Origin of the sequence: Pseudomonas sp. 06C 126, assembly GCF_001855215.1 — a bacterium.
GTDB classification, from domain to species: Bacteria; Pseudomonadota; Gammaproteobacteria; order Pseudomonadales; family Pseudomonadaceae; genus Aquipseudomonas; species Aquipseudomonas proteolytica.
Genome location: NZ_MIFU01000101.1, coordinates 14,796 through 41,398, shown reverse-complemented (window position 1 = coordinate 41,398; position 26,603 = coordinate 14,796). Strand labels below are relative to the sequence as shown.

The 26,603-nt window shown below is 62.1% G+C and carries 22 protein-coding genes and 1 riboswitch; of the genes, 17 read left to right on the top strand and 5 right to left on the bottom strand.

The features are described from left to right. From BHC62_RS19985 to BHC62_RS19960, 6 genes are all read left to right on the top strand, one after another. On the top strand, positions 1-4,099 hold a 4,099-nt coding region (locus BHC62_RS19985), incomplete at its 5' end, for an S-layer family protein (RefSeq protein WP_143007562.1). 305 nt (positions 4,100-4,404) lie between these two features. Beyond that, complete coding sequence (gene cysM, locus BHC62_RS19980; protein WP_029292392.1) at positions 4,405-5,307, top strand: cysteine synthase CysM; 903 nt, start codon at positions 4,405-4,407, stop codon at positions 5,305-5,307. After that, a complete protein-coding gene (rlmD, locus tag BHC62_RS19975; protein WP_029292393.1) occupies positions 5,307-6,659 on the top strand; it encodes a 23S rRNA (uracil(1939)-C(5))-methyltransferase RlmD in 1,353 nt (450 codons plus the stop codon). The genes cysM and rlmD overlap by 1 nt, the downstream gene beginning before the upstream one ends. A 120-nt stretch (positions 6,660-6,779) precedes the next feature. Beyond that, on the top strand, positions 6,780-9,023 hold the full coding sequence (gene relA / locus BHC62_RS19970) for a GTP diphosphokinase (protein ID WP_029292394.1): 2,244 nt from the start codon (positions 6,780-6,782) through the stop codon (positions 9,021-9,023). A gap of 156 nt (positions 9,024-9,179) precedes the next feature. Beyond that, a complete protein-coding gene (gene mazG, locus BHC62_RS19965) occupies positions 9,180-10,013 on the top strand; it encodes a nucleoside triphosphate pyrophosphohydrolase (protein ID WP_029292395.1) in 834 nt (277 codons plus the stop codon). 25 nt (positions 10,014-10,038) lie between these two features. Beyond that, the gene (locus BHC62_RS19960) at positions 10,039-10,584 is read left to right on the top strand and encodes a DUF2058 domain-containing protein (RefSeq protein ID WP_070995894.1); all 546 of its coding nucleotides are present in this window, start codon (positions 10,039-10,041) and stop codon (positions 10,582-10,584) included. Between the two features lie 252 nt (positions 10,585-10,836). Here the strand turns inward: BHC62_RS19960 and BHC62_RS19955 are convergent, their stop codons facing one another. From BHC62_RS19955 to purM, 4 genes are all read right to left on the bottom strand, one after another. Continuing rightward, a complete protein-coding gene (locus BHC62_RS19955; RefSeq protein ID WP_070995893.1) occupies positions 10,837-11,025 on the bottom strand; it encodes a hypothetical protein in 189 nt (62 codons plus the stop codon). 311 nt (positions 11,026-11,336) lie between these two features. After that, positions 11,337-12,050, bottom strand: a complete 714-nt coding sequence (locus BHC62_RS19950; protein WP_029292398.1) for a DUF3108 domain-containing protein — start codon at positions 12,048-12,050, stop codon at positions 11,337-11,339. 8 nt (positions 12,051-12,058) lie between these two features. Further along, complete coding sequence (purN, locus tag BHC62_RS19945; RefSeq protein WP_070995892.1) at positions 12,059-12,709, bottom strand: phosphoribosylglycinamide formyltransferase; 651 nt, start codon at positions 12,707-12,709, stop codon at positions 12,059-12,061. Next, positions 12,709-13,767 carry a phosphoribosylformylglycinamidine cyclo-ligase gene (gene purM, locus BHC62_RS19940; protein ID WP_070995891.1) on the bottom strand — a complete coding sequence of 353 codons (1,059 nt, stop codon included), beginning with the start codon at positions 13,765-13,767 and terminating at the stop codon, positions 12,709-12,711. The genes purN and purM overlap by 1 nt, the downstream gene beginning before the upstream one ends. Positions 13,768-14,125: 358 nt before the next feature. On the opposite strand from purM, the gene BHC62_RS19935 reads away from it, so the two are divergent. The 5 genes from BHC62_RS19935 (at position 14,126) to BHC62_RS19915 (ending at position 18,748) form a co-directional block, all read left to right on the top strand. Then, a complete protein-coding gene (locus tag BHC62_RS19935; RefSeq protein WP_070995890.1) occupies positions 14,126-15,184 on the top strand; it encodes a DUF2066 domain-containing protein in 1,059 nt (352 codons plus the stop codon). Between the two features lie 43 nt (positions 15,185-15,227). Next, a complete protein-coding gene (locus BHC62_RS19930; RefSeq protein ID WP_029292402.1) occupies positions 15,228-16,301 on the top strand; it encodes an AI-2E family transporter in 1,074 nt (357 codons plus the stop codon). Between the two features lie 215 nt (positions 16,302-16,516). Beyond that, complete coding sequence (gene hda, locus BHC62_RS19925; protein WP_029292403.1) at positions 16,517-17,221, top strand: DnaA regulatory inactivator Hda; 705 nt, start codon at positions 16,517-16,519, stop codon at positions 17,219-17,221. 213 nt (positions 17,222-17,434) lie between these two features. After that, positions 17,435-18,064, top strand: a complete 630-nt coding sequence (locus tag BHC62_RS19920; protein ID WP_029292404.1) for a C40 family peptidase — start codon at positions 17,435-17,437, stop codon at positions 18,062-18,064. Between the two features lie 144 nt (positions 18,065-18,208). Beyond that, complete coding sequence (locus BHC62_RS19915; RefSeq protein ID WP_029292405.1) at positions 18,209-18,748, top strand: C40 family peptidase; 540 nt, start codon at positions 18,209-18,211, stop codon at positions 18,746-18,748. Positions 18,749-18,881: 133 nt separating this feature from the next. Here the strand turns inward: BHC62_RS19915 and BHC62_RS19910 are convergent, their stop codons facing one another. Beyond that, complete coding sequence (locus BHC62_RS19910) at positions 18,882-20,195, bottom strand: sorbosone dehydrogenase family protein (RefSeq protein WP_070995889.1); 1,314 nt, start codon at positions 20,193-20,195, stop codon at positions 18,882-18,884. A gap of 99 nt (positions 20,196-20,294) precedes the next feature. Beyond that, positions 20,295-20,543, top strand: a riboswitch (cobalamin riboswitch). 79 nt (positions 20,544-20,622) lie between these two features. On the opposite strand from BHC62_RS19910, the gene cobO reads away from it, so the two are divergent. From cobO to BHC62_RS19880, 6 genes are read left to right on the top strand one after another with little or no spacing between them, the layout of a single operon-like run. Then, entirely contained in the window at positions 20,623-21,234 is a 612-nt protein-coding gene (gene cobO / locus BHC62_RS19905) for a cob(I)yrinic acid a,c-diamide adenosyltransferase (RefSeq protein ID WP_029292407.1), read from the top strand. Beyond that, positions 21,231-22,613, top strand: a complete 1,383-nt coding sequence (locus tag BHC62_RS19900) for a cobyrinate a,c-diamide synthase (RefSeq protein ID WP_070995888.1) — start codon at positions 21,231-21,233, stop codon at positions 22,611-22,613. Before cobO ends, BHC62_RS19900 begins: the two co-directional genes overlap by 4 nt. Then, the gene (gene bluB / locus BHC62_RS19895; RefSeq protein ID WP_070995887.1) at positions 22,610-23,260 is read left to right on the top strand and encodes a 5,6-dimethylbenzimidazole synthase; all 651 of its coding nucleotides are present in this window, start codon (positions 22,610-22,612) and stop codon (positions 23,258-23,260) included. The genes BHC62_RS19900 and bluB overlap by 4 nt, the downstream gene beginning before the upstream one ends. Then, a complete protein-coding gene (gene cbiB / locus BHC62_RS19890; RefSeq protein WP_070995886.1) occupies positions 23,257-24,165 on the top strand; it encodes an adenosylcobinamide-phosphate synthase CbiB in 909 nt (302 codons plus the stop codon). Before bluB ends, cbiB begins: the two co-directional genes overlap by 4 nt. Next, positions 24,158-25,147 (top strand): threonine-phosphate decarboxylase CobD, encoded by a 990-nt coding sequence (gene cobD / locus BHC62_RS19885; protein ID WP_029292411.1) that lies wholly within the window; start codon positions 24,158-24,160, stop codon positions 25,145-25,147. Before cbiB ends, cobD begins: the two co-directional genes overlap by 8 nt. After that, positions 25,144-26,595, top strand: coding sequence for a cobyric acid synthase (locus BHC62_RS19880; RefSeq protein WP_070995885.1), 1,452 nt, complete (start codon positions 25,144-25,146; stop codon positions 26,593-26,595). The genes cobD and BHC62_RS19880 overlap by 4 nt, the downstream gene beginning before the upstream one ends. Positions 26,596-26,603 lie beyond the last annotated feature (8 nt).

The following is a 26,603-nucleotide window of genomic DNA, read 5'->3' as shown; positions in this document are numbered from 1 at the left end:
CAGCACCGGCGTGATCAGCTACAGCTACACCCTCAACGGCACTGACAGCCACCCAACCGGCGCAGGCACTAACAGCATCAGCGAGTCGTTCACGGTGACCGCCACCGACAGCAACAGCAGCGGCGCTACGGGCACGTTGGACGTCAATGTGGTCGACGATGTGCCAAAAGCCTTCGACGACAACCCCGGCGGTGTGGCCTCTGAAAGCCTGCTGACCCTGACCGGCAGCGTGCTGGGCAATGACGTACAAGGCGCCGACCGCATCGCCACCGGCCCGGTCACGCCAAACACCATTGTTGGCACCTACGGGACCCTGCAACTGTTTGCCGACGGCAGCTACACCTACACCCTCGACAAGACCGACCCCCAATTTATCGCCCTGCACGGCGGGGGGAACGGTACCGAGACTTTCACCTACCAGTTGAACGACAGTGACGGCGATACCAGCACCGCCAAGTTGGTGCTCCAGGTGCATAACAACAACGACCCGGTAGTGCTCACCGGCCTGGATCTGACTGGCGGGGAGTTGACCGTCTTTGAAAAAAACCTGGTCGATGGTTCCAACCCGAACACGCCCTTGTTGACTCAGACCGGTACCTTCACCGTGACCGCCCTGGACGGTTTGAAAAACCTCACGGTCGGTGGCCTGAATGTGGTGACCAACGGGGTGGTTGCCACCTTCCCGCTGTCGGAAGGTACCCTGCTGGGCAACAGCTTTGTTGTCACTGGCTACGACCCCAACACCGGGGTGGTCAGCTACCGCTACACCCTGCTCGACAACGAAACGCACCCCAATGCCAGCGGTGCCAACAGCCTGTCCGAGCAAATTCCGGTCACGGCCAGCGATTACGACACCAATACGGCGACGGGCACGATTGATATCAACATCATCGATGACCTGCCCATCGCCAATCCCGATGTGCGCTCGGTAGCAGAGGGCGGTGTGGTCAGCGTCAATGTGTTGGGCAATGATGTCGGCGGTGCCGACAGCCCCACCCTGGCGGGTGCGGTGGTCGGGGTGCGGGCAGGGAGTAATGTCGGTACGCCGGCCAGTGGTGGCCTGGGCGGGAATATCACCGGCAGCTTCGGCTACCTGACCCTGGATGCGAACGGCAATGCCGTGTATCACAGCAACCCCAACTCGGTGAACCCACCGGGAGCGGTGGACACCTTTGTCTACACCGTGCGTGATGCAGACGGTGACTTGAGCACCACGACCTTGACCATCAATGTGGCCGACAGTGGCCTGGTGGCTAGCGTCGATGGCGATGTCACTGTCTACGAAAAAGCCCTGGACCTGAAACTCGATGGCCTCGACCTGGCGCCCGGCACTGTGATCGGCAGCGACCCGACCGCCACCAGCGAAACGGCCACTGGCACCCTGGTGGGCTCGACCACCGGCGGCACTGGCCCGTTGAGTTTCAGCCTGGTCGGCAGTGCGACGGGCAGCTATGGGCAGATCCTGCTTAATGCCAATGGCACCTACACCTACACCCTGACGTCGGCACCGAAGACCTTGCCCAACAGCAATGACGGGCCGAATGTGCTGACCGAGACCTTCACCTACAAGGTCACCGACCAACTGGGCAACTCCACCACCAGCAGCATCGTGGTGAGTATTGTCGACGACATGCCAATAGTGGTGTCCAGCGCGCGTGAGGTCACGGCGACGGAGGTGGATTCCAACCTGCTGCTGATCATCGACATTTCCGGCAGCATGAATGACGCGTCAGGGGCCGGCGGTACGCGGCTCGACCTGGCCAAGGCGTCCATCACCCAGTTGCTTAACCGCTATGACGATATGGGCGACGTGAAGGTGCAGATCGTGACCTTCAACGACAGCTCGCAACAGTTGAGCAGCCAATGGGTCAGCGTCGCCACGGCCAAGACCCTGGTCAACGGCCTCACCGCGTTCAATGGCACCAACTACGACTCGGCCCTGGGCACTGCGCAGACCGCCTACGGCACCGCCGGCAAGCTGGAAGGTGCGCAGAACGTGGCGTACTTCTTCTCGGACGGTAACCCCACCACGTCCAACACCAATAACCCGAACAACCCTGGCAACGTGGTCAACCCGGAGTACGGCGACGGTATCGATGCCACAGAAGAAGGCGTATGGCGGGCCTTCCTCGATGCCAACGGCATCAAGGCCTATGCCATTGGCCTGGGCGCGGGCGTCAACAGCATTTACCTGGACCCGGTGGCCTACGACGGCAGCACCCACACCAATACCAATGCGGTAGTGGTGGCCAACCTGGCGGGCCTGGATGCGGTGCTGGCCGGCACCGTGCAGGGCGCGCCAGTCACGGGGAGCCTGCTGACGGATGGCACATTTGGTGCCGACGGTGGCTTCGTCAAATCCCTGACTGTGGATGGCATCACCTACACCTACAACCCGGCGGCGGGGGGCTCGATGAGCGCCAACCTGCCGGGCGGGCACGGCACGTTCGACACCGTCAGCAACAGTATTACCATCACCACCAACCAGGGCGGCACGCTGATCGTCGACATGGACAACGGCGAGTTCCGCTACAACCCGCCGAAATTGACGGGCTCGCTGGTCACCGAAACCTTTGGCGTGACCGTCAGCGATAACGACGGCGACCTGGCGACCTCCAGCCTGGTGGTCAAGGTCAACCCCAACGTGGCACCGGTGGCCGGTGATGACCATGTGATCACCAATATCCTGTCGGGCAACATTGTGGTGCCTGCGCAGTTGCTGCTGGCCAATGACAGCGATGCCAACCATGACAACCTGACGGCTATCCCCACCAGTTTTCCAACCGGCTGGGTGGCCAAGAACGCGGCGTTTACCGGGACGGGGACCAGAACGCTTACCGGTACAACCCTGGGGGATGTACGTACCTCGTTTGCCGATATCGGGGCCCTGACCGCAGCCCTTGTGATCACCGGCAGTCTCGGCAGTGTCGGCAGCGCTACGGCCGACGATCGCGTGACGGTCACACTCAGGGCGGGGGAGACCCTCAACCTGGATCACAACCGGCCGGTCGGTAACATCGTCATGACCTATTCGCTCAACGGTGGCGGAGAACTCCCTCTCGCGGATGGCGCGACGCTGACTGCGTTAACGGACGGTAGCTATCAGATTCACATTGCCAACACCACCAATCCAGCAGGTGGCAACGTCAATGGCGCAGAAAGCTACCAGTTAGATATGAAGATCAACTATGCCGGCGCCCAGGACTACACGCCGGACTACCACGGTAACTACTCGGTCAGCGATAACCACGGCGGCAGCGACAGCGCCGCCGTAGACATCACCTACCAGGCCGGCACCACCCTCACCGGTACCAACGGTGATGACATCCTCATGGCCGGGCCCGGTAACAACATCCTCAATGGCGGCGATGGCAATGATGTACTGAGTGCTGGCAATGGCAACAACGAGATGCACGGCGGCAATGGCAATGACCTGCTGTTCAGTGGCATCGGCAATGACCTGCTCGATGGCGGTGCGGGCATCGATACCGTGAGTTACGCCAATGCCACGTCGGGCGTGACCGTCAACCTTGGCACGGTGGGAGGGCAAATCACGGGGGGCGCCGGGACCGATACATTGACGGCCCTGGAGAACCTGATCGGTTCCAACTTCAACGACTTCCTCACCGGCAACGGCAGCAACAACCTGATCTCGGGCGGGCTGGGCAATGACACCCTCAAGGGCGAGGGCGGCGATGACATCCTGATCGGTGGTCCGGGCAACAACACCCTGACCGGCGGCGCGGGTGCCGACACCTTCCAATACCTCACCGGCGGTAGCGGGCACGACGTCATCACCGACTTTACCGTGGGCACCGACAAGCTGGACCTGTCGCAATTGCTGCAAGGGGAGAATGCGACGACGGCGTCCCTGGATGATTACCTGCACTTCAAGGTGGTGAGCGGCACGACCACCATCGACATCAGCTCTGTTGCAGGGGCCACGGCTACCCAGACCATCGACCTGGCTGGCGTCAACCTGGCGACCCAATACGGCGTGACACCGGGGGCGGGTGGCCTGATTGCGGGAGGGGCAGACACGGCGACCATCATTAACGGGATGCTCAACGATCATTCATTGAAGGTGGATACCGTGTAGCCCCTATGGCCAAGGAGCTGTTCTGGCAGAGGGGCTTTTGTGGAGAGGGGGCTTGTCCCCCGCTGGGCTGCGCAGCAGCCCCAATTCCTAAGATCCACTGCGCTTTATCAGATACACCGAAGTGGCATGTTTTGGGGCTGCTGCGCAGCCCAGCGGGGGACAAGCCCCCTCGCCACAACAGTCCCTCACCACGACAGCCCTGGGCTTTAGTTCGTTGAGTTATAAGCACCACACTTTGCGTGATATGGCCCGCCAGCGTTTGCCGGTATGATAGGCGCCCCCGCAGTCTGGATTGCGAATACGCCATGACCTTGCAGTACCCAACCATCGCCGATTGCGTCGGCAACACCCCCCTGGTCCGCTTGCAGCGCATGGCGGGTAACACCAGCAATACCTTGCTGCTCAAGCTCGAGGGTAATAACCCGGCAGGCTCGGTCAAGGACCGCCCGGCGTTGTCGATGATCACCCGCGCCGAGTTGCGTGGGCAGATCAAGCCCGGCGACACCCTGATCGAAGCCACTTCCGGCAATACCGGGATTGCCCTGGCCATGGCCGCGGCGATCAAGGGCTACAAGATGATCCTGATCATGCCCGACAACGGCAGCGCCGAGCGCAAGGCGGCGATGACCGCCTATGGTGCCGAGCTGTTGCTGGTCACCCCGGAAGAAGGCATGGAAGGCGCGCGCGATCTTGCCGAGCGCATGGCCGCCGAAGGCCGTGGCCAGGTCCTGGACCAGTTCGCCAACGGTGACAACCCGGAAGCGCACTACGCCAGCACCGGCCCGGAAATCTGGCGCCAGACCCAGGGCACCATCACCCATTTCGTCAGCTCCATGGGCACCACTGGTACCATCATGGGTAACTCGCGCTACCTCAAGGAGCAGAACCCGGCGATCCAGATCGTTGGCCTGCAACCGATGGAAGGCGCGGCGATCCCCGGTATCCGCCGCTGGCCCGAGGAGTATCTGCCAAAGATCTACAACGCCGCCCGCGTCGATCGCATCATCGACATGGCCCAGCGTGAAGCCGAAGACACTACCCGTCGCCTGGCCCGTGAAGAAGGTATCTTCTGCGGTGTGTCCTCGGGTGGCGCTGTGGCCGGCATGTTGCGCTTGTCTGCAGAACTGGAAAACGCGGTGATCGTCGCGATCATCTGTGACCGAGGCGACCGTTACCTGTCGACCGGCATTTTCGACGCGCCCAACTGATGGCCAAGCAAGAGCGAGGCCTGCGTTTCCAGCCAACGGGCGGTAATCGGGCGCCACAAATCCCGGTCGGTAAAAAACAGCGCCTGACCATCGAACGCCTGGCCAACGATGGCCGGGGGATCGTGTTTTTCGAAGGCCGCACCTGGTTTGTAGTGGGTGCACTGGCCGGCGAAGAGGTCGAGGCGCGGGTGCTGGGTGCCCATGGCAAAGTGGTCGAGGCCCGCACCGAACGGGTGTTCAAGGCCAGCGAACTGCGTCGCCCGGCGCCGTGCGCCCATGCCGGCCGTTGTGGCGGTTGCAGCCTGCAACACTTGCCCCATGACGAACAGCTTGCCCTGAAACAGCGCATGCTCGCCGAGCAATTGTCCCGTGTTGCCGGGGTCGAGCCCCAGGAATGGGCCGCGCCGTTGAGCGGGCCCGAGTTCGGCTATCGCCGCCGGGCCCGCGTGGCCGTGCGCTATGACGTCAAGGCCAAGCGCCTGGACGTTGGCTTTCGCGCCGTGGCCAGCCAGGACATCGTGGCCATCGATGATTGCCCTGTGCTGGTACAGGCCTTGCAACCGATCATGCAGCGCCTGCCCAACATGTTGCGGCGCCTGAGCAAACCTCAGGCCCTGGGGCATGTGGAGTTGTTCAGTGGCTCGTCGATTGCCGTGTTGCTGCGGCATATGGCGCCGCTGTCGGATGCCGACCTGGTGGTGCTGCAAGAATTCTGTGCCTTCCATGATGCCCAGTTGTGGCTGCATGGAGAGGGCGAGCCGCAGCCGTTCGCGGCCGGGGCGGGCCTGGGCTATCGTCTGCAGCAGTGGGACTTGGACCTGGCTTACCGGCCTGGGGATTTTGTGCAGGTCAACGCCGGGGTCAACGAAGCGATGGTTGCCCAGGCGCTGGATTGGCTGGCACCACGTTCCGACGAACGGGTGCTGGACCTGTTCTGCGGCCTTGGCAACTTTGCCCTGCCTCTGGCGCGCCAAGTGCGTGAAGTGGTGGCGGTAGAGGGCGTGCAGGCCATGGTGGACCGCGCGGCGCTGAATGCCGCAAGCAACAATTTGCATAATGTGCAGTTTTTTCAGGCCGATTTGTCCCAGCCTTTGAGTGATGCGCAGTGGGCCAAAGCAGGCTTTTCTGCGGTACTCTTGGACCCACCCCGCGATGGTGCCCTGGAGGTTGTGCGCAAGCTCGCCACTCTGGGGGCTGATCGCCTGGTGTATGTGTCCTGCAATCCAGCCACGCTGGCGCGGGACACTGTCGAGTTGGTCAAGCAAGGCTACCGGCTAAAACGTGCCGGGATCCTCGATATGTTTCCGCAAACTGCGCATGTCGAGGCGATGGCGTTATTTGAAGCGAGCTAGGATGCTCGCTTAGTCCGACTGGCCTGCGTTCTCCAAGGCCTGTGACCTGCCAGGGAGTTCGCGTTACAAGGGTCAGCGATTTTGACGCGCTACAGGCGCGTCGTAGGGAAGGTAAGCAAGATGGTACAGGTGAGAGCACACCAGCCGATCAACACCGACGGCAGTATCAATCTCGAGGCATGGCTGGATCATGCCATCAGTGTCGATCCGGCACTGGACCGTGAAGCCTTGAAAGCCGCCTGCGAGTTCGCTCGCGAGGCAGAACAGCAAGACAATGCGGCCAAGAACCTCTGGGCCGAAGGAACATCCAGTTTTCGCACCGGGCTTGAAATCGCCGAGATCCTCGCCGACCTCAAGCTGGACCAGGATTCGCTGATCGCCGCGGTGCTCTATCGCGGTGTGCGCGAAGGGCATATTGCGTTGCCGCTGGTCAGCCAGCGTTTCGGCGCGGTGGTGGCCAAGCTGATCGATGGCGTGTTGCGTATGGCTGCGATCAGCGCCAGCCTCAGCCCGCGCCAGTCGATGGTGCTCGGCACCCAGGGCCAGGTGGAAAACCTGCGCAAGATGCTGGTGGCGATGGTCGACGACGTACGCGTCGCGCTGATCAAGCTGGCCGAGCGCACCTGCGCGATCCGTGCGGTGAAAACCGCCGATGACGAAAAGCGCAATCGCGTCGCCCGTGAGGTCTTCGATATTTACGCGCCCCTGGCTCACCGCCTGGGCATCGGCCATATCAAGTGGGAGCTGGAGGACTTGTCCTTCCGCTACCTGGAGCCCGATCAATACAAACAGATCGCGACCCTGCTGCACGAGCGGCGGCTGGATCGTGAGCGTTTCATCAGCGATGTGATGGGCCAGTTGCGCTCGGAATTGCAGGCTACCGGTGTCGAAGCCGATATCAGCGGCCGGGCAAAGCACATCTATTCGATCTGGCGCAAAATGCAGCGCAAGGGCCTGGCCTTCAGCCAGATCTACGACGTGCGCGCCGTGCGTGTGCTGGTGCCGGAAATGCGCGACTGCTACACCGCGCTGGGTATCGTTCATACGCTGTGGCGGCACATTCCCAAAGAGTTCGACGACTACATCGCCAACCCCAAGGAGAACGGCTACCGCTCGCTGCACACGGCGGTGATCGGCCCCGAGGGCAAGGTGCTGGAAGTGCAGATCCGTACCCACGCCATGCACGAAGAGGCAGAGTTGGGCGTGTGTGCGCACTGGCGCTACAAGGGTACCGACGTCAAGTCGGGCTCCAACCAGTACGAAGAGAAAATCTCCTGGCTGCGCCAAGTACTGGAATGGCACGAAGAACTGGGCGATATCGGCGGCCTGGCCGAGCAACTGCGGGTGGATATCGAGCCCGACCGGGTCTACATCTTCACCCCCGACGGCCACGCCATCGACTTGCCCAAGGGTGCGACGCCGCTGGACTTTGCCTACCGCGTGCACACCGAGATCGGCCACAACTGCCGTGGCGCCAAGATCAACGGGCGGATCGTGCCGCTCAACTACAGCCTGCAGACCGGTGAGCAGGTCGAGATCATCACCAGCAAGCACGGTACGCCGAGCCGCGACTGGCTGAACCCGAACCTGGGCTACATCACCACGTCGCGTGCGCGGGCGAAGATTGTCCACTGGTTCAAGCTGCAGGCGCGGGACCAGAACGTCGCCGCCGGCAAGACCTTGCTCGAGCGCGAGCTGGGGCGCCTGGGCCTGCCCCAGGTGGATTTCGACAAGTTGGCCGAAAAGGCCAACATGAAGATTGCCGAAGACATGTTCGCTGCCCTCGGTGCCGGCGACCTGCGCCTGGCGCAGTTGGTCAACCTGGCCCAGCAACTGGTGGAACCGGAGCGTGGCAGCGAGCAACTGGAACTGATCCCACGCAAGGCCACCGGCTACAAGCCGGGCAAGCGCGGCGATATCCAGATCCAGGGCGTAGGCAACCTGATGACCCAGATGGCTGGCTGCTGCCAGCCGTTGCCGGGCGATGCCATCGTCGGCTACATCACCCAGGGCCGTGGGGTGAGCATTCACCGCCAGGACTGCGCCTCGGTGCTGCAGTTGGGCGGGCGTGAGCCGGAGCGGATCATCCAGGTCAGTTGGGGGCCGGTGCCGGTGCTCACCTACCCGGTGGACATCATCATCCGTGCCTACGACCGCTCGGGTCTGCTGCGGGACGTTTCGCAAGTGCTGCTCAATGAGCGGATCAACGTACTGGCAGTCAATACCCGCTCGAACAAAGAGGACAACACTGCACTGATGTCCCTGACCATCGAGATTCCGGGGCTGGACGCGTTGGGGCGGTTGCTGGGGCGTATCTCCCAGTTGCCGAACATCATCGAGACGCGGCGTAACCGCACGCCATGACCTGATCCCTTGTTGGAGCCGGCTTGTGTGGGAGCTGGCTTGCCTGCGATCGCATCGACTCGGTCTGCCAGGCACACCGAGGCGCTTGCATCGCGGGCAAGCCCGGCTCCCACATTGATCGGTGGCATGACCATTTCAGCGGACAGAGATTGACCGATGTATTCACTTGAAGACCTGCTGCACCTGATGAACCGCCTGCGCGACCCGCAATATGGTTGCCCGTGGGACATCAAGCAAACCTACGCCAGCATCGTGCCCCATACCCTGGAAGAAGCCTACGAAGTCGCCGACGCCATCGAGCGCGGGGATTTTGATCATCTGCAAGGCGAGTTGGGCGACCTGTTGTTCCAGGTGGTGTATTACAGCCAATTGGCCCGGGAAGAAGGGCGCTTCGAGTTCGCCGGGGTGGTCGACAGCATCACCCGCAAGCTGATTCGCCGGCATCCCCATGTGTTCCCCACCGGAGACCTGTATGCGCCGCTGGATATCCCTCAGTTAAGTGAAGAACAGGTCAAGGAGCGCTGGGAAGCCATCAAGGCGCAGGAGCGCGCAGAAAAGTCTGACGCCCCCGAGCAACTGTCCCTGCTCGATGACGTGCCCAGCGCCTTGCCGTCACTGTCCCGTGCGGCCAAATTGCAAAAACGCGCGAGCCAGGTAGGCTTTGACTGGCCAGCGGCGTTACCGGTGGTGGATAACGTGCGTGAAGAGCTCGATGAGGTGCTCGAAGCCATGGCCGACAACGACCCGGCAGCGATTGCCGATGAAGTCGGTGACCTGCTGTTTGCGGCGGTCAACCTGGCCCGGCACCTCAAGGTGGACCCGGAAACCGCCCTGCGCGGTGCCAATGCCAAATTCGAAAGGCGATTCCGATTTATCGAACAGGCATTGCGCGACACCCACCGTCCCATGGAAGATTGCACCCTCGAAGAGTTGGACGCCCTGTGGGGTGAAGCCAAACGCCAGGAAAAGAATGTGTCCAACTGCGGTTGAGCAGTTGCCTAAGTGAGTAAGCACCATGAGCATTTCCCTTCGCGACCAGTTGCTCAAAGCAGGCCTGGTCAATCAGAAGCAGGCCAAGCAGGTCGGCAAAGACAAGCAGAAGCAGCAGCGCCTGGTTCACAAAGGCCAGGCCCAGGCCGATGACACCCAGCAGCGCCTGGCCCTGGAAGCGCAGGCCGAGAAGGTCAAGCGCGACCAGGAGCTCAACCGTCAGCAGCAGGAAAAGGTCGAGGCCAAGGCCCGTGCCGCGCAGGTCAAGCAATTGATCGAGACCTCGCGCCTGCCCAAGCTGACCACCGAGGACTACTACAACTTTGTTGACGACAAGAAGGTCAAGCGCCTGTCGGTCAACACCTTGATGCGCAACAAGCTGAGCAACGGCTCGTTGGCGATTGTCCACCATGGCGGTAGTTACGAAGTGATTCCACGGGAGGCCGCCCTGAAAATCCAGGAGCGCGCGCCTGAGCGCATCGTCCAGCTCAACATCCTCACCGAGACCCAGGTGCCGGATGAGGATGATCCATACGCCGCGTACCAGATCCCTGATGATCTGATGTGGTAACAACCTTGCGGTTGTAAGCGGGGCTATTGTGGCAGGCGGGCTTGTTGTGGCGAGCGGGCTTGCCCGCGCTGGGCTGCGAAGCGGCCCCAAAACGTAAGCTCACCGTTGTAACTTAAAGATCGCGGTGGCCTTATTGGGCCTGCTTCGCAGTCCAGCGCGGGGCAAGCCCGCTCGCCACAACAAGCCCGCTCGCCACAATCACTTCCACCTCCGGGGTCATAGCCACGGAGCGGCCCATAGCATTCCAGTGAGTCAGGAGCTGGATGCCTGGCGTTTCATTTCGAGGGTTTCGAGCTCGCTTTTATAATTGTGGGCGTCGCACTCGTTGTGAAACATGCCTACCAGCAGGTCTTGTTGATGCACATCCCAGATATGAATGCCGTGGGCCAGGGCTTCGTGGGACATATGGGCATCGTCGCGTTCAGTTACTTTTACTGTCATCTGCTTGCTCCAGTCTCTGGTTGATCTGCGGCAAGGCGTCGCAGGCCTTTGTTATATATTTTGTTAGCTTGCTAAGTAAACTGACTTTGCGTGCAACAATTCATTGCAGTACCCGCAACAATGCTCCAGGCCCCGTAAACCGCGACATTGCGTCGCAGGAGGGGGCGGTTTATGACAAAAGTTTCATGTTGGTTAGGCTGTTTAGACCTGTAGGAGCCGGCTTGCCGGCGATAGCGGTATCAGCCATCCATGAAAAAATGCGGGCGAAAAAAAGCCCCGCAGTTAGCGGGGCTCTTTCAATCAATCAACGATCAGCTGCCTTTCACAGCCTTGCCATTGACCGTACCGTCCAACAGCATGATGTTGTATTCCTTACCGTCGGTTTCGACTTGTTGCAGGCGAACCAGCAGGTAGTCCCAATCCTTGGCAAACCACATCACCGTGGTGCGCTTGCTTTGCGTCGGATCGCGCACGCGCTCAACCTTGATGGCATCGATCTTGCCGGCCTTGGTGTCGACTTTCTCGGTGCCCAGTACGCGGAAGTCATAGGTCTCGACTTCGCCGTCATCCACTACCTGGTAACTCATGGTTTTCTTGCCGGCCGCTACGTCATGCTGCAGGGCCAACTGGTAGGTGGATTTATCGACCATACCGCGGTTCAGTGGGATCTTGACCGCGTCGCCGCGATCGGTACCGGTGACCATCTTGGCGGTCCAGTCGAAGTCCAGGTCGGCCTTCTTGGCTTTGCCCAGGCCACCACGTTCAAAGTGGTAGGACTGGGGCAGCAGGGTGTCCTTGTCCAGGGTCAGGGTGCTTTCTTCCGTCAGGCTGGCGATCATCATCGAGGCCTTGAAGCTGAGCTTCCAGACGCCGTTACCGGTGCTTTCCAGGCTGCGGGAGGCCTGGCCACTCATGGGCAACTGCTTCCAGTCGGCGGTGTAGCTGGCGGAGAAAGGCTGTAGATCTGCCGCGTGCACGGTAGGCAGGGCAAGCAGAGCAAAAGCGAAGAGCAGGGCACGACGCATAAAATCTCCTAGGTACGAATCAAGTGGCCGCTGGCCGCAAGTAACTGGCCGTCCAACAATGCACCTTGTTCACCGAGCACCAAGCGTCCTTCGGCAAACCAGCGAACCGCCAGCGGGTAAATCCTGTGTTCCTGGGTGTGAACCCGTTGCGCAAGGCTCTGCGCCGAGTCAGCAGACTCTACCGGAACTACTGCCTGTACGACCAGAGGCCCGCCATCGAGTTCCTCGGTGACAAAGTGCACGCTGCAGCCGTGCTCTGTATCTCCGGCCTCAAGGGCCCGTTGGTGGGTATGTAACCCTTTGTATTTGGGCAGCAGGGAAGGGTGGATATTCAGCAGGCGCCCCTGGTAGTGGCGCACGAAGTCAGCGCTGAGAATGCGCATGAAACCGGCGAGGACCACGAGCTTGGGATTGAAGGCGTCGATCAGTTCGATCAAGGCTGCATCGAAGGCCTCGCGACCGTCGAACGCCTTGTGATCCAGGGAGCGGGTATCGATACCCGCGTCCTGGGCGCGTTGCAGGCCGTAGGCGTCGCTGCGGTTGGAAATCACCGCAGCGATGCGCACCGGGCTGTCGCCGGCGCGCGTGCTATCGATCAGGGCCTGCAAGTTACTGCCGGTGCCGGAAAGCAGCACCACGACATCACAGGTTGCTGGCATCAGTGAGCCTTGAGGTTCTTCAGTTCAACCTGGGCAGCACCTTCGGCAGCGGTGGCGATCTGGCCGATCACCCATGGCTGCTCGCCGGCTTCACGCAGTACGTTCAGCGCAGTTTCCACGTGTTCTTGAGCCACGCAGATGACCATGCCCACGCCGCAGTTCAGCACGCGGTGCATCTCGGTTTCATTGACGTTGCCTTGCTCTTGCAGCCAGTCGAAGACCGCCGGGCGCTGCCAGCTGGCCACGTCGACGATGGCCTGGGCGCCTTTTGGCAGCACGCGCGGGATGTTGTCCAGCAGGCCGCCACCGGTGATGTGGGCCATGGCCTTGACGGCGCCAGTGTCCTTGATCAGCTTGAGCAATGGCTTGACGTAGATGCGGGTCGGGGCCATCAGCAGGTCGGTCAAGGGCTTGCCGTCGAGTTGGGTGTTTTCGATGTCGGCACCGGACACTTCGATGATCTTGCGGATCAGCGAGTAGCCGTTGGAGTGCGGGCCGGACGATGGCAGGGCCAGCAGGGCGTCGCCAGCGGCCACCTTGGAACCGTCGATGATCTCGGCTTTTTCTACAACGCCGACGCAGAAGCCGGCCAGGTCGTAGTCTTCGCCTTCGTACATGCCCGGCATTTCAGCGGTTTCGCCGCCGACCAGGGAGCAACCCGACAGCTCACAGCCAGCGCCGATACCGGTGACCACTTGTGCAGCGGTGTCCACGTTCAGCTTGCCGGTGGCGTAGTAGTCGAGGAAGAACAGCGGCTCGGCGCCGCACACCACCAGGTCGTTGACGCACATGGCTACCAGGTCGATGCCGATGGTGTCGTGCTTGTTCAGGTTCAGCGCCAGGCGCAGCTTGGTGCCCACGCCGTCGGTGCCGGAGACCAGCACAGGCTGCTTGTAGCCGGCCGGGATCTCGCAGAGGGCGCCGAAACCGCCCAGGCCGCCCATGACTTCGGGGCGCGCAGTGCGCTTGGCGACGCTCTTGATGCGTTCGACCAATGCTTCACCGGCGTCGATGTCTACACCGGCGTCCTTGTAGCTCAGGGAGGGTTGCTTGCTCATGATCCAGGCCTTTAGGGGGGGATTCAGGGGTAACGACCGATGCGGTGGGGGTACGGAAGTTGAACACTTCAGGACGCCCAGCCGTTGACGGTCTGCGAAGGCGCGCGATTTTATCAGGCTTGAGGGGCAGCGGCCATCCTCGGGCCGACGGGCAGAGGCATATGGTGCTAAAAAAACCTTAATCGGCGCCGCGATCGCCTGTATTAAGGTATAGCCTTTAACCCGCTATCGTTATGACAGTACGAAAACTTACCGGGGCCTTGTGAATGTTTTGCCGGTCGCTGTGGTCACAGCCTTGCTTAACCTTCTTCACGCGGTCTGTTCCAGCCGCTTTTTTGTCGTTCGGGAATCTTTTTTCATGGGTCTGAGTAGATACTTTTTTGTCGGCTGTTTGTCGTTGGTCAGCCTGGCGAGTCATGCCGAAACCCTCAATGGCCTCTATCAAGTGCTGGAGCCTGTCAGCAGCCAGGCGCCGCAAGAGCGTGAACAAGCCACCCAGCGAGCCCTGCAAACCCTGGTGATCCGCCTGACCGGCGACGCCAAGGCCGCCGAGGGTCCTGGCCTGGCAGCGATCCGCAAGGATCCGCAACAGATCATCAGCCAGTACGGCTACGACGCGGGCCCCCCGGAAAGCCTGCAAGTGGATTTCGACCCGGTCAGCACCGACCGCGCCCTGCGCGATGCCGGCCTGGCGTTGTGGGGCAACAATCGGCCGTCGATCCTTGGCTGGTGGCTGAACGATTCCACTGAAGGCAGCAGCCTGGTGGGGGATGGCCAGTCGGCGGCCGAGCCACTGCGTCGTGCAGCCCAGCATCGCGGCTTGCCGTTGCGCCTGCCACTGGGTGATCTCGATGAACAGATCGTTGCCACCGCGCCTAATCTTGAAAGTGCAGATCCCGCGCCCCTGCGTTCGGCCTCCGAACGTTATGGCGCCGATGCCCTGCTGGCGGTGCACGCCCGTGAAGAGGCGGGCCAATGGCAAGCAAAATGGCGCCTGTGGCTGGGTGACAAAGCCGAGCAGGGCAACGTACAGGGCGCTGACACGGCTGCCTTGGCTGATGCCGTGTTGCTGGCGGTCAGTGAGCGTCTTGCTCCCCGTTTTGCGGTAAAAGCCGGGGTGTCCAGCGAGCAGTTGCTGCAAGTGCAAGGCATGACCCTGGAACGCTACGCCGCCCTCGGTCATCTGCTGGAACCTTTTGGCGCGCAGTTGCAGCGGGTGGATGGCGATCGGATCGTCTATCGGGTCAATGGCAGCAGCGAGCAACTGCGCAGCCAGTTGAGCCTGGCCAAGTTGCAGGAAGTGCCCGCCGGTGAGGCACTTGCGCCGCAGCCTGTACAGCCGCCCGTGGCCGAGGGGGTTGCACCTGCGCCGCTGCCGCCAGCCGAGCCTGAGCCGCAACTGCGTTTTCGTTGGTAAATGTTCTTCCTTATATAGAAGCAAATGACAGATGGAGTGGTTTATGGCGGATACGCGTCGTTGGGTGTGGCTTGGCGGGATTGTCCTGCTGTGCGTCTTTGTGTTCTTGCTGCATTCGATCCTGACGCCGTTCCTGGTCGCGTTGCTGTTGGCCTATCTGTTCGATCCGGTGGTGGATCGCCTGGAAAAGGCCGGCTTGTCGCGAACCTGGGGGGTGGTGGCGGTATTTGCGCTGTTTACCCTGATCGTCATGGCGCTGTTGCTGGTGCTGGTGCCGATGCTGGCCAAGCAGCTGGTCCGCCTATATGAGCTGGCACCGCAGATGCTCGACTGGCTGCAACACACAGCCATGCCCTGGGCGCAGTCCAAGCTTGGCCTGGCCGATGGCTTCTGGAAGTTCGACAAGGTCAAGGCCGCGATCAGCGAGCACATGGGCCAGACCACCGATATCGTCGGGGTCATTCTCAGCCAGGCCACGGCCTCCAGCCTGGCCTTGATCGGCTGGCTGACCAACCTGGTGCTGATCCCGGTGGTGGCGTTCTACCTGCTGCGCGACTGGGACATCATGATCGCCAAGATCCGCAGCCTGCTGCCCCGTGATCGTGAGGAGCGCATCGTGTCCCTGGCCGGGGAGTGCCACGAGGTGCTGGGTGCCTTCGTTCGTGGGCAGTTGTTGGTGATGGTGGCGTTGGGGATTATCTATGCTGGCGGGCTAATGGCGATTGGCCTGGAACTCGGCCTGTTGATCGGCATGATTGCCGGCCTGGCGGCGATTGTGCCGTACATGGGCTTTGTCATCGGGATTGGCGCGGCGCTGGTGGCCGGCCTGTTCCAGTTTGGCGGCGACTTGTACCCGATGCTGGGGATTGTCGCGGTGTTCATGGTCGGTCAGGCGCTGGAAGGCATGGTGTTGACACCGTTGCTGGTGGGCGACCGTATCGGCCTGCACCCGGTGGCCGTGATCTTTGCGATCCTGGCGGGCGGCGAGCTGTTCGGCTTTACCGGCATCCTGCTGGCGCTGCCGGTGGCGGCGGTGATCATGGTGCTGGTGCGCCATGTGCATGATGTGTACAAGGATTCGGACGTGTACACGGGCGCGGATGACCCTCAGTTGTAAGGCTGATCACAAACCCGGCGCAAGGCCGGGTTTGTTGTCTTCAGGGCTTGGCATTTAGCCATCGCGTCAAACAATCTCCAAAAAATCCAATGAGTTAACGCAAACCTTTGATTTTGCTTGTGGTCTGTTGCATTGTGCGCCCGGCGTCACGGGTATAAACTTTGCAAACTTTTCACAGAGGCCACTAACGGTTCGATTGGAGCCGTTCAGTCAGCATGAAACCGATTCAGCTGCCCCTAGGTGTGCGTCTGCGTGACGACGCTACCTTCATCAATTACTACCCAGGCGCCAATGCCGCTGCACTCGGCTATGTCGAGCGGCTCTGCGAAGCCGACGCCGGGTGGACGGAAAGCCTGATCTACCTCTGGGGTAAGGACGGCGTGGGGCGTACCCACCTGTTGCAGGCAGCCTGCCTGCGCTTTGAGCAGTTGGGTGAACCGGCGGTGTACCTGCCGTTGGCCGAACTGCTGGACCGTGGCATCGGCATCCTCGACAACCTCGAGCAATACGAACTGGTGTGCCTGGATGACCTGCAAGCGGTCGCCGGCAGGGCGGACTGGGAAGAAGCGCTGTTCCATCTGTTCAACCGCCTGCGCGACAGCGGTCGGCGCCTGTTGATTGCCGCGTCAACCTCGCCTCGGGAGCTGCCGGTCAAGCTGGCGGACCTGAAGTCGCGGCTGACCCTGGCGCTGATCTTCCAGATGCGTCCGTTGTCCGATGAAGACAAGCTGCGTGCCTTGCAACTACGCGCATCGCGCCGTGGCCTGCACCTGACCGATGAAGTCGGGCATTTCATCCTTACCCGTGGCACCCGCAGCATGAGCGCGTTGTTCGACCTGCTCGAACAGCTCGACCAGGCCTCCCTGCAGGCCCAGCGCAAGCTCACCATCCCCTTTCTCAAAGAGACCCTCGGCTGGTAGCCAGCCCTTTGAAACCGGGGCTTCTGGCAAATTCCAGGCGCCAGAAAACCTGCGTTTGGGCCGCTCTGGCCACGCAAAAGGCTCTAAATGGGGTTTAAGGGCTTAGATGACATAGGTCAAACAAGAAGTCACATAGATCACGATTGAATTTGCAAATCGATGTCATAGAAGGCATAGTCTCGACTTCTTTACATATCAGCCACGGTCGTGCCCATGCTAAATCGCTTCGCACCCCTCGTGCCTCTCGCACTCGTTACCCTGTTGTTTGGTTGCGCCACCCACCCCCAGCAGGTGGTAGAGCAGCAAAAGCCACAGCAACAACATCAAGCCAAATTCGTCGCAACACAGTCTTCTTCTGTTTATGAAGAAGAGGTGGCGACCGAAAAAGAACTGGCCCAGTTCGCCGACAGCAAGCCTTATCAGTTGCCACTGCTGGCCGACAGCATCCTCGAACGCGGCATGTCCCTGATCGGTACCCGCTACCGTTTCGGCGGTACTTCCGAAGCCGGTTTCGACTGCAGCGGTTTTATCGGTTATCTGTTTCGTGAAGAAGCTGGCATGAACCTGCCGCGCTCCACCCGCGAAATGATCAACGTGGATGCACCGTTGGTCGCACGGAACAACCTCAAGCCTGGCGATCTGCTTTTCTTCAGTACCAATGGCCGTGGTCGTGTCAGCCACGCCGGTATCTACCTGGGTGATGACCAGTTCATCCACTCCAGCAGCCGCCGCAGCGGTGGGGTGCGGGTCGATAAGCTGGGCGACAGCTACTGGAGCAAAACCTTCATCGAAGCCAAGCGCGCACTGGCGATGGCCCCGACTACCGTTACCGCTCGCAAGTAAACTTAAAGTGATACTTGAAGTTTGACGCGTAACCGCTAGAATCCTGAGATATTGTTGCGAACCTGACCGCGCAAGCTTGCTTGCGCGGTCTAGTTTTCAGCGTTCGGCAGCGAAAGCCGCATCCAGATCAGGATTGTTCTGCCCATGTCGACCTCGGCCCGCCTAATTCTTCTTGTCTGCGCCGCGCTGCTCAGTGCCTGCGCCAGCCGTCCTCCACCTGCGCCTGTGGCCGTCAAGCCCAAGCCGGTATTCAACTACACCACCCAGAACTTTTCGCCGGTTGCCGAAGATGTGCTGTTTCGCGCCTTGGGCCTGGTCGGCACGCCTTATCGCTGGGGCGGCAACACGCCGGACTCGGGGTTTGATTGCAGCGGCCTGATTGGTTTTGTCTACCGCGATGCTGCTGGCATCTCGCTGCCGCGCACCACTCGCGAGTTGATCGTGATGCGTGCCCAGGACGTGCGTGAAGATGCGCTGCAAACCGGCGACCTGCTGTTTTTTGCCACGGGCGGTGGTTCGCAGGTCAGCCATGCCGGCATCTATGTAGGGGAAGGGCGCTTCGTCCATGCGCCACAAACTGGCGGTACGGTGAAGCTTGATACCTTGTCCAAGGCCTATTGGCAGAATGCCTACCTGAGCGCCAAGCGCGTGTTGCCGGCCGAGCACCTGGCGCGTAACCCTTAAGACCTGCACCGATAAAAAATGTGGGAGCGGGCTTGCTCGCGATGGCGGTGTATCAGTGGATAGATTCCTGGCTGATCCACCGCCATCGCGGGCAAGCCCGCTCCCACAGTTGTTTTTTGGGGAGGCAAATTATTTATTTAACAGCCGACACCCGCCACACCTTATTCCCCACATCATCCGCCACCAACAGCCCGCCTTGCTGGTCGATCACCACCCCCACCGGCCGCCCCATGGCTTTCTCATCACTGTTGAGAAACCCGGTCAGCACATCCACCGGTTGCCCCTTCGGCTTGCCGCCTTCGAACGGCACAAAGATCACCTTGTAGCCACTGTGCGGCTTGCGATTCCACGAGCCATGCTGGCCGATAAACGCGCCATGGCTAAATTGTGCCGGTAGCGTGTTGCCTTCTGCGAAGGTCAGGCCCAGGGACGCGGTGTGTGGCCCGACGGCGTAGTCCGGCGCGATGGCCTTGGCCACCAGGTCCGGGTCCTGCGGCGTGACCCGTACATCCACATGTTGGCCGTAGTAACTGAACGGCCAGCCATAGAAGCCGCCATCCTTGACCGAGGTGATGTAGTCCGGCACCAGGTCGCTGCCGATTTCATCGCGCTCGTTGACCGCCGTCCACAGCTTGCCGCTTTGCGGCTCCCAGGCCATGCCGTTGGGGTTGCGCAGGCCGGAGGCAAAAATCCGCTGTTTGCCGCTGGCCCTATCGACTTCCCAGATCGCAGCGCGGCCCTGTTCGGCTTCCAGGCCGTTTTCGCCGACGTTGCTGTTAGAGCCCACGCTCACATACAACTTGCTGCCATCCTTGCTGGCCACCACGTTTTTCGTCCAGTGGTGGTTCAGCGGGCCGCCCGGCAGGTCGATGACCTTGGTGCCTGGCGCCTTGATCGCGGTTTCCCCCGGTTGATAAGGGAAGCGCAGCAGCTTGTCCGAATCAGCCACATACAGATCGTTGCCCACCAGGGTCATGCCAAAGGGCGAGTTGAGGTTTTCCAGGAAGACCGTGCGGGTTTCTGCCACGCCATCATGGTCGGCATCGCGCAGCAGGGTGATGCGGTTAGGGCTGGGCACACCCGCGCCGGCGCGGCCCATGACCTTTTCCATGACCCAGCCGCGAATGCCCTTGGAGTCATCCGGCTTGGGCGGCGCGTTGGTCTCGGCCACCAGCACATCGCCATTGGGCAATACATACAGCCAGCGCGGGTGGTCCAGGCCTTCGGCGAAGGCGCCGACCTGGGTACCCGCGGCGGCCTGGGGCTTGGCGCCATCGGGCCAGCCAACGGCCGGGGCGATGTTGACGGTGGGGATCAGGGTTTTGTTAGGTTCCGGCAGCTTGGGCGAAGGCCCGGTGCCGTCGGACACCTGCAACGTTGAGCTTTCCCCGCAGGCGGCGAGTGCGCCTGCGGCCATGATCAGTACGGCGAGTCGGGTCTTGTGCATGTTTTTCTCCTCAATGCCTGTAGTCATAGAGGTACGGCCCGTGGCGATGGTTCAAGTGCGTGGCCGGCTTTAATTGACGCTGTACCCCCAACCCACTAACCTTCGCCGCTTGTTTCAGGTGCTCTGTGGCGTACGCGTCGATCGAGTGAAACAGGGAAGCCGGTGAGGGCGCGCACTTTTCTACAGTGCGGCCACGATCCCGGCGCTGCCCCCGCAACGGTAAATGAGTCAAGACGCTGCTTTTGCCACTGTATCGCGTGCGATATGGGAAGGCGCATCGTCGGCCCGCCCTGGTCAACAGGGCGCCACTCATGAGCCCGGAGACCGGCCTGATTCATCCAACAGCATCACGGTGGGCGATGCTTGGCTTCATAGAAATTGTCTTTTCCTGCCCGCCGTTTTTGTCCAGCCCCAACGGAGAGCTGCCATGACTGATTCCCCTGATCGTGACGAACGCCACCTGGCGCGCATGCTGCGCAAAAAAGCGGTGATTGATGAGCGCATTGCCAATTCACCGAATGAATGCGGTTTGCTGCTGGTATTGACCGGCAATGGCAAAGGCAAGAGCAGTTCGGCGTTTGGCATGCTGGCCCGCGCCATGGGGCACGGCATGCAATGCGGCGTAGTGCAGTTCATCAAGGGCCGTAACAGCACCGGTGAAGAACTGTTCTTCCGCCGTTTCCCCGAGCAGGTGCGGTTTCATGTGATGGGCGAGGGCTTCACCTGGGAAACCCAGGACCGCCAGCGCGATATCGCCGCCGCCGAAGCGGCCTGGCAAGTCTCCCGGGAAATGTTGCAGGACCCTTCCATCGGCCTGGTGGTGCTGGATGAGCTGAACATCGCGCTCAAGCACGGCTACCTCGACCTGGACCAGGTGTTGAGCGACCTGCAAGCCCGGCCACCGATGCAGCACGTGCTGGTCACCGGTCGTGGCGCCAAGCCAGAACTGATTGAAATGGCCGACACCGTGACCGAAATGGGCATGCTCAAGCACGCGTTTCAGGCCGGTATCAAGGCACAGAAAGGCATCGAACTTTGAATCAGTCGCGCCATTGCCCAGCCGTACTGATCGCCGCACCGGCGTCAGGCCAGGGCAAAACCACTGTCACCGCCGCCCTGGCCCGGTTGCACCGCAACCTGGGGCGCAAGGTCCGGGTATTCAAATGCGGCCCGGACTTTCTCGACCCGATGATCCATGAGCGCGCCAGTGGCGCGCCGGTCTATCAATTGGACATGTGGATGGTGGGCGAGCAGGAAAGTCGCCGTTTGTTGTGGGAAGCCGCGGGGGAGGCGGACCTGATCCTGATCGAGGGCGTGATGGGGCTGTTTGACGGCACCCCCTCCAGCGCCGACCTGGCGCGCCACTTTGGTGTGCCAGTGCTGGCGGTGATCGATGGCACCGCCATGGCCCAGACCTTTGGCGCCCTGGCGCTGGGGCTGGCGCGTTACCAGGCGGACCTGCCGTTCGCCGGGGTCTTGGCCAACCGCGTCGGGACCGTGCGCCATGCGCAATTGCTTGAAGGCAGCCTGACCGAAGGCCTGCGTTGGTACGGTGCACTGTCCCGGGAAACCGGGATCGAGTTGCCCAGCCGCCACCTGGGCCTGGTGCAGGCCAGCGAGTTGAACGACCTGGACCTGCGTCTGGATGCGGCCGCCGAAGCCCTGGCTGGCAGTTGCGAGGTAGCGCTGCCACCGCCGGTGGAGTTCGCCGCACCCGAGCTGATCGAGGCCGAGCCACTGCTGGCCGGGGTGCGGATTGCCGTGGCCCGTGATGAAGCCTTCGCGTTCACCTATGGCGCGAGCCTCGACTTGCTGCGGGCGATGGGCGCCGAGTTGCGCTTCTTCTCGCCGATCCATGACCAACTGTTGCCCGATGCCGATAGCCTCTATCTGCCCGGTGGTTACCCCGAGCTGCATCATCAGGCGTTGTCGCAAAACACCGCGATGCTGCAGGCGATCCGTGGCCATCACGCTGCCGGTAAGCCGTTGTTGGCCGAATGTGGCGGCATGCTCTATTTGCTCGACTCATTGACCGATGTCGAGGGCACTCGCGCCGAACTGCTGGGGCTGTTGCAAGGCGATGCGGTCATGCAGAAACGCCTGGCGGCCCTGGCCCTGCAAACGGTGGAATTGCCGGAAGGCGTGCTGCGCGGCCATACCTATCATCACTCCCTGACCAGCACGCAATGGCAGCCGATTGCCCGTGGCCTGAGCCCCAATGGCGGGCGCGGTGCCGAGGCGGTGTATCGCCAGGGGCGGATGACGGCCTCCTATGTGCACTTTTATTTCCCGTCGAACCCGGCTGCGGTGGCTGCGCTGTTTGCGCCCGAGCGGGACGCCGCTATCGCCGGCAAGCCAGCTCCCACAGGGGATTGCATTGCAACTGTAGGCGCGGGCTTGCCCGCGATAGGGCCATGACCGACAACGCCTTCCCCGCAGCCGAGCGCCAGGCCATCTACCGCGCCATCGCCGAACGCCGCGACATGCGCCACTTCAGCGGCGGCACCGTGGCTCCCGAACTGCTCCAGCGCCTGCTGCACGCCGCGCACCAGGCCCCCAGTGTCGGCCTGATGCAGCCCTGGCGCTTTATCCGCATCAGCGACCGCAACCTGCGTGGGCAGATCCAGCAGTTGGTGGAAACCGAGCGCATCCGCACCGCGGCCGCCTTGGGCGAGCGCTCGGACGACTTTATGAAGCTCAAGGTCGAAGGCATCAACGACTGCGCCGAAGTGTTGGTGGCAGCGTTGATGGATGATCGCGAGCGGCATATCTTCGGCCGGCGCACGTTGCCGGAAATGGACCTGGCCTCGCTGTCCTGCGCGATCCAGAATCTGTGGCTGGCCTCCCGCGCCGAAGGCCTGGGAATGGGCTGGGTGTCGTTGTTCGAACCCCGGGACCTGGCCGACCTGCTCGGCCTGCCGCCTGGCGCCAAGCCGCTGGCCGTGCTGTGCCTGGGCCCGGTGACGGAGTTCTACCCGGCACCGATGTTGCAACTCGAAGGCTGGACCGAACCGCGTCCGTTGAGTGACATGCTGTATGAGAATTATTGGGGAGTGAGTCAATGAGTGTGGCCTTGCTGAGTGTCGCGGCAGTGGCGCTGGATGCGCTGCTGGGCGAGCCCAGGCGCTGGCATCCGCTGGTGGCGTTCGGCAATTTTGCCGGGCGCATCGAGCAGCGTTTCAACTCCGCAGGTCGCGGCTGGCGCAGCCATGGCGTGACCGCGTGGTTTATCACCGTGATACCGCTGACCTTGCTGGCCACGGCATTGTCCTGGGCGCCTTACTTCGGCTGGGTGATCGAGATCCTCGCGTTGTACCTGGCCCTGGGCATGCGCAGCCTGGGGGAGCACGTGTTGCCGGTGGCCCAGGCCCTGCGCAGTGGGGACCTGGACGAGGCGCGTACGCGCGTCAGTTACCTGGTCAGTCGCCAGACCAGCGAACTGGACAGCACTGAAGTGGCGCGTGCCGCCACCGAGTCGGTGCTGGAAAACGGCAGCGACGCGGTGTTCGCCGCGCTGTTCTGGTTTGTCGTGGCCGGGGTGCCGGGCGTGGTGTTGTACCGCCTGAGTAATACCCTGGATGCCATGTGGGGCTATCGCAACGAACGCTTTGAACGCTTCGGCTGGGCGGCGGCAAAAATTGACGATCTGCTCAATTACATTCCCGCGCGCCTGGTCGCGTTGACCTACGCTGTGCTCGGCAAGACGCGCCTGGCGCTCACATGCTGGCGCCGCCAGGGCCCGACCTGGGACAGCCCGAATGCCGGCCCGGTGATGGCCGCCGGTGCGGGCGCCCTGGGCGTCGAGTTGGGCGGTGCAGCGATTTATCACGGTGAATTGCACCAGCGTCCAGTCCTGGGTGAAGGGCCTCCAGCCGATGCCGATTCCATCGAGCGTGGCTGGCAACTGGTGCAGCGCGGCGTGTGGTTGTGGGTATTGATCCTGTGCGCGGGGGCACAATTCTATGCTTGAACATGGTGGCCGGCTGCGCAAAGCCGCGATGCAGTACGGCATCGCCCAGGAGGACTGGTTGGACCTGTCCAGTGGCCTCGCGCCCTGGCCCTGGCCAATCCCACCCATCCCGTTACGGGCCTGGGCGCGCTTGCCAGAGACCGATGACGGCCTGGAACAGGCCGCCTGCGACTACTACGGCGCCGCCCAGGTGTTGCCGGTGGCGGGCTCCCAGGCGGCGATCCAACTGCTGCCGCGCCTGCGCCGAGCGGGCAAGGTCGGCGTATTGTCGCCGTGCTATGCCGAGCATGCCGAAGCCTGGCGCCGCGCCGGTTACATCGTGCGTGAGGTGCTGGAGCAGGAAGTCGACTTCTTCCTCGACAGCCTCGACGTGTTGGTGGTGGTCAATCCCAATAACCCAACCGGCCTGAGCCTTACCCCCCAGCGCCTGCTGGATTGGCATGCGCGGCTGGCCCAGCGCGGTGGCTGGCTGGTGGTGGATGAAGCCTTTATGGACAACACCCCGCACTTGAGCCTGGCAAGCCAGGCTAACCAAGTGGGGTTGATTGTGTTGCGCTCCTTCGGCAAGTTTTTCGGCCTGGCCGGGGTGCGCCTGGGCTTTGTCCTGACCGAGCGCAAGCTGCTCAAGCTGCTGGCCGAACAGGTCGGGCCATGGGCGGTGAGCGGGCCGACCCGGGAGTTGGGCCAGGTCTGCCTGCGTGACAGCGCCGGCCACACCCAGCAGCGCCAGCGCTGCGAGGAAGCCAGCCAGCGTCTGTTCAATCTGCTGGACCAGTATGGCCTGCGCCCGCAAGGCGGTTGTGCGCTGTTCCAGTGGCTGATCGCCGATCGTGCCGAGCAGTTGCATGAGTTCATGGCCCAGCGCGGCATCTTGCTGCGCCTGTTTGTCCACGACAGCAGCCTGCGTTTTGGCCTGCCCGGGACCGACGCCGATTGGCTGCGCCTTGAACAAGCCCTGACTGCCTGGAAACACGCCTCATGACCACCCTGATGGTGCAAGGCACCACCTCCGATGCGGGCAAAAGCACCCTGGTGACCGCACTGTGCCGCTGGGTCGTGCGCCAGGGCGTGGCGGTGGTGCCCTTCAAGCCGCAGAACATGGCGCTCAACAGCGCCGTCACGGCAGAAGGTGGCGAGATCGGCCGTGCCCAGGCCGTGCAGGCCCAGGCTGCCAACCTGGCGCCGCACACCGATATGAACCCGGTGCTGCTCAAGCCCAACAGCGACACCGGCTCCCAGGTCATCATCCATGGCCATGCCGTGACCAGCATGAATGCCGTGGCCTATCACGACTACAAGGCCATCGCCATGCAGGCGGTACTGGCTTCCCATGCGCGTTTGAGTGCGGCCTACCCAGTGGTGATGGTCGAAGGCGCGGGCTCCCCGGCCGAGATCAATCTGCGGGCCAACGACATCGCCAACATGGGGTTCGCCGAAGCGGTGGACTGCCCGGTACTGCTGATTGCCGATATCAATCGCGGCGGGGTATTCGCCCACCTGGTCGGCACGTTGGAGTTGCTATCGCCATCGGAACAGGCGCGGATCAAGGGTTTTATCATCAACCGCTTTCGCGGCGATATTGCGCTGCTGCAACCGGGCCTCGATTGGCTTGAAGCGCGCACCGGCAAACCGGTGGTCGGCGTGCTGCCCTATGTGATGGACCTGCACCTGGAAGCCGAGGATGGCATCGACCAGCGCCAGATCGACAAGGCGGCGCAGGTGCTCAAAGTGGTGGTGCCGGTATTGCCGCGCATCAGCAATCACACCGACTTTGACCCTTTGCGCCTGCATCCCCAGGTGGATTTGCAGTTTGTCGGGCCGGGGCAGGCGATCCCTGCCGCCGACCTGATCATCCTGCCCGGCTCGAAAAGCGTGCGCAGCGATTTGGCCTACCTGCGCGCCAATGGCTGGGACCGTGCGATCGCCCGGCACTTGCGCTACGGCGGCAAGGTCCTGGGGATCTGCGGCGGCCTGCAGATGCTGGGTGAGCAGGTCCACGATCCGCTCGGCCTGGAAGGTTCTGCGGGCTCCAGTGAGGGGCTGGGCCTGCTGGCGTTCAGCACCACCCTGGAAGCCGAAAAACAACTGCGCAATGTGCGTGGCCGGCTGGTGCTGGAAGAGGCGCCGGTCAGCGGTTATGAGATTCATGCGGGCGTGACCCGTGGCACGGCCCTGGAGCAGCCGGCGGTACGCCTGGATGACGGGCGCAGTGACGGCGCCTGTAGCGATGACGGGCAGATCCTCGGCACCTATCTGCACGGCCTGTTCGAAACGCCCGCTGCGTGCAGCGCCTTGTTGCGCTGGGCCGGTTTGCAGGATGTGCAGGAGGTGGATTACCACGGGCTGCGCGAGCGCGATATCGAGCGCCTGGCGGACCTGGTGGAGCAGCATCTGGACACCCGGTTGCTGCGCCAGTTATGTGGCATTTGAGGGTTTGA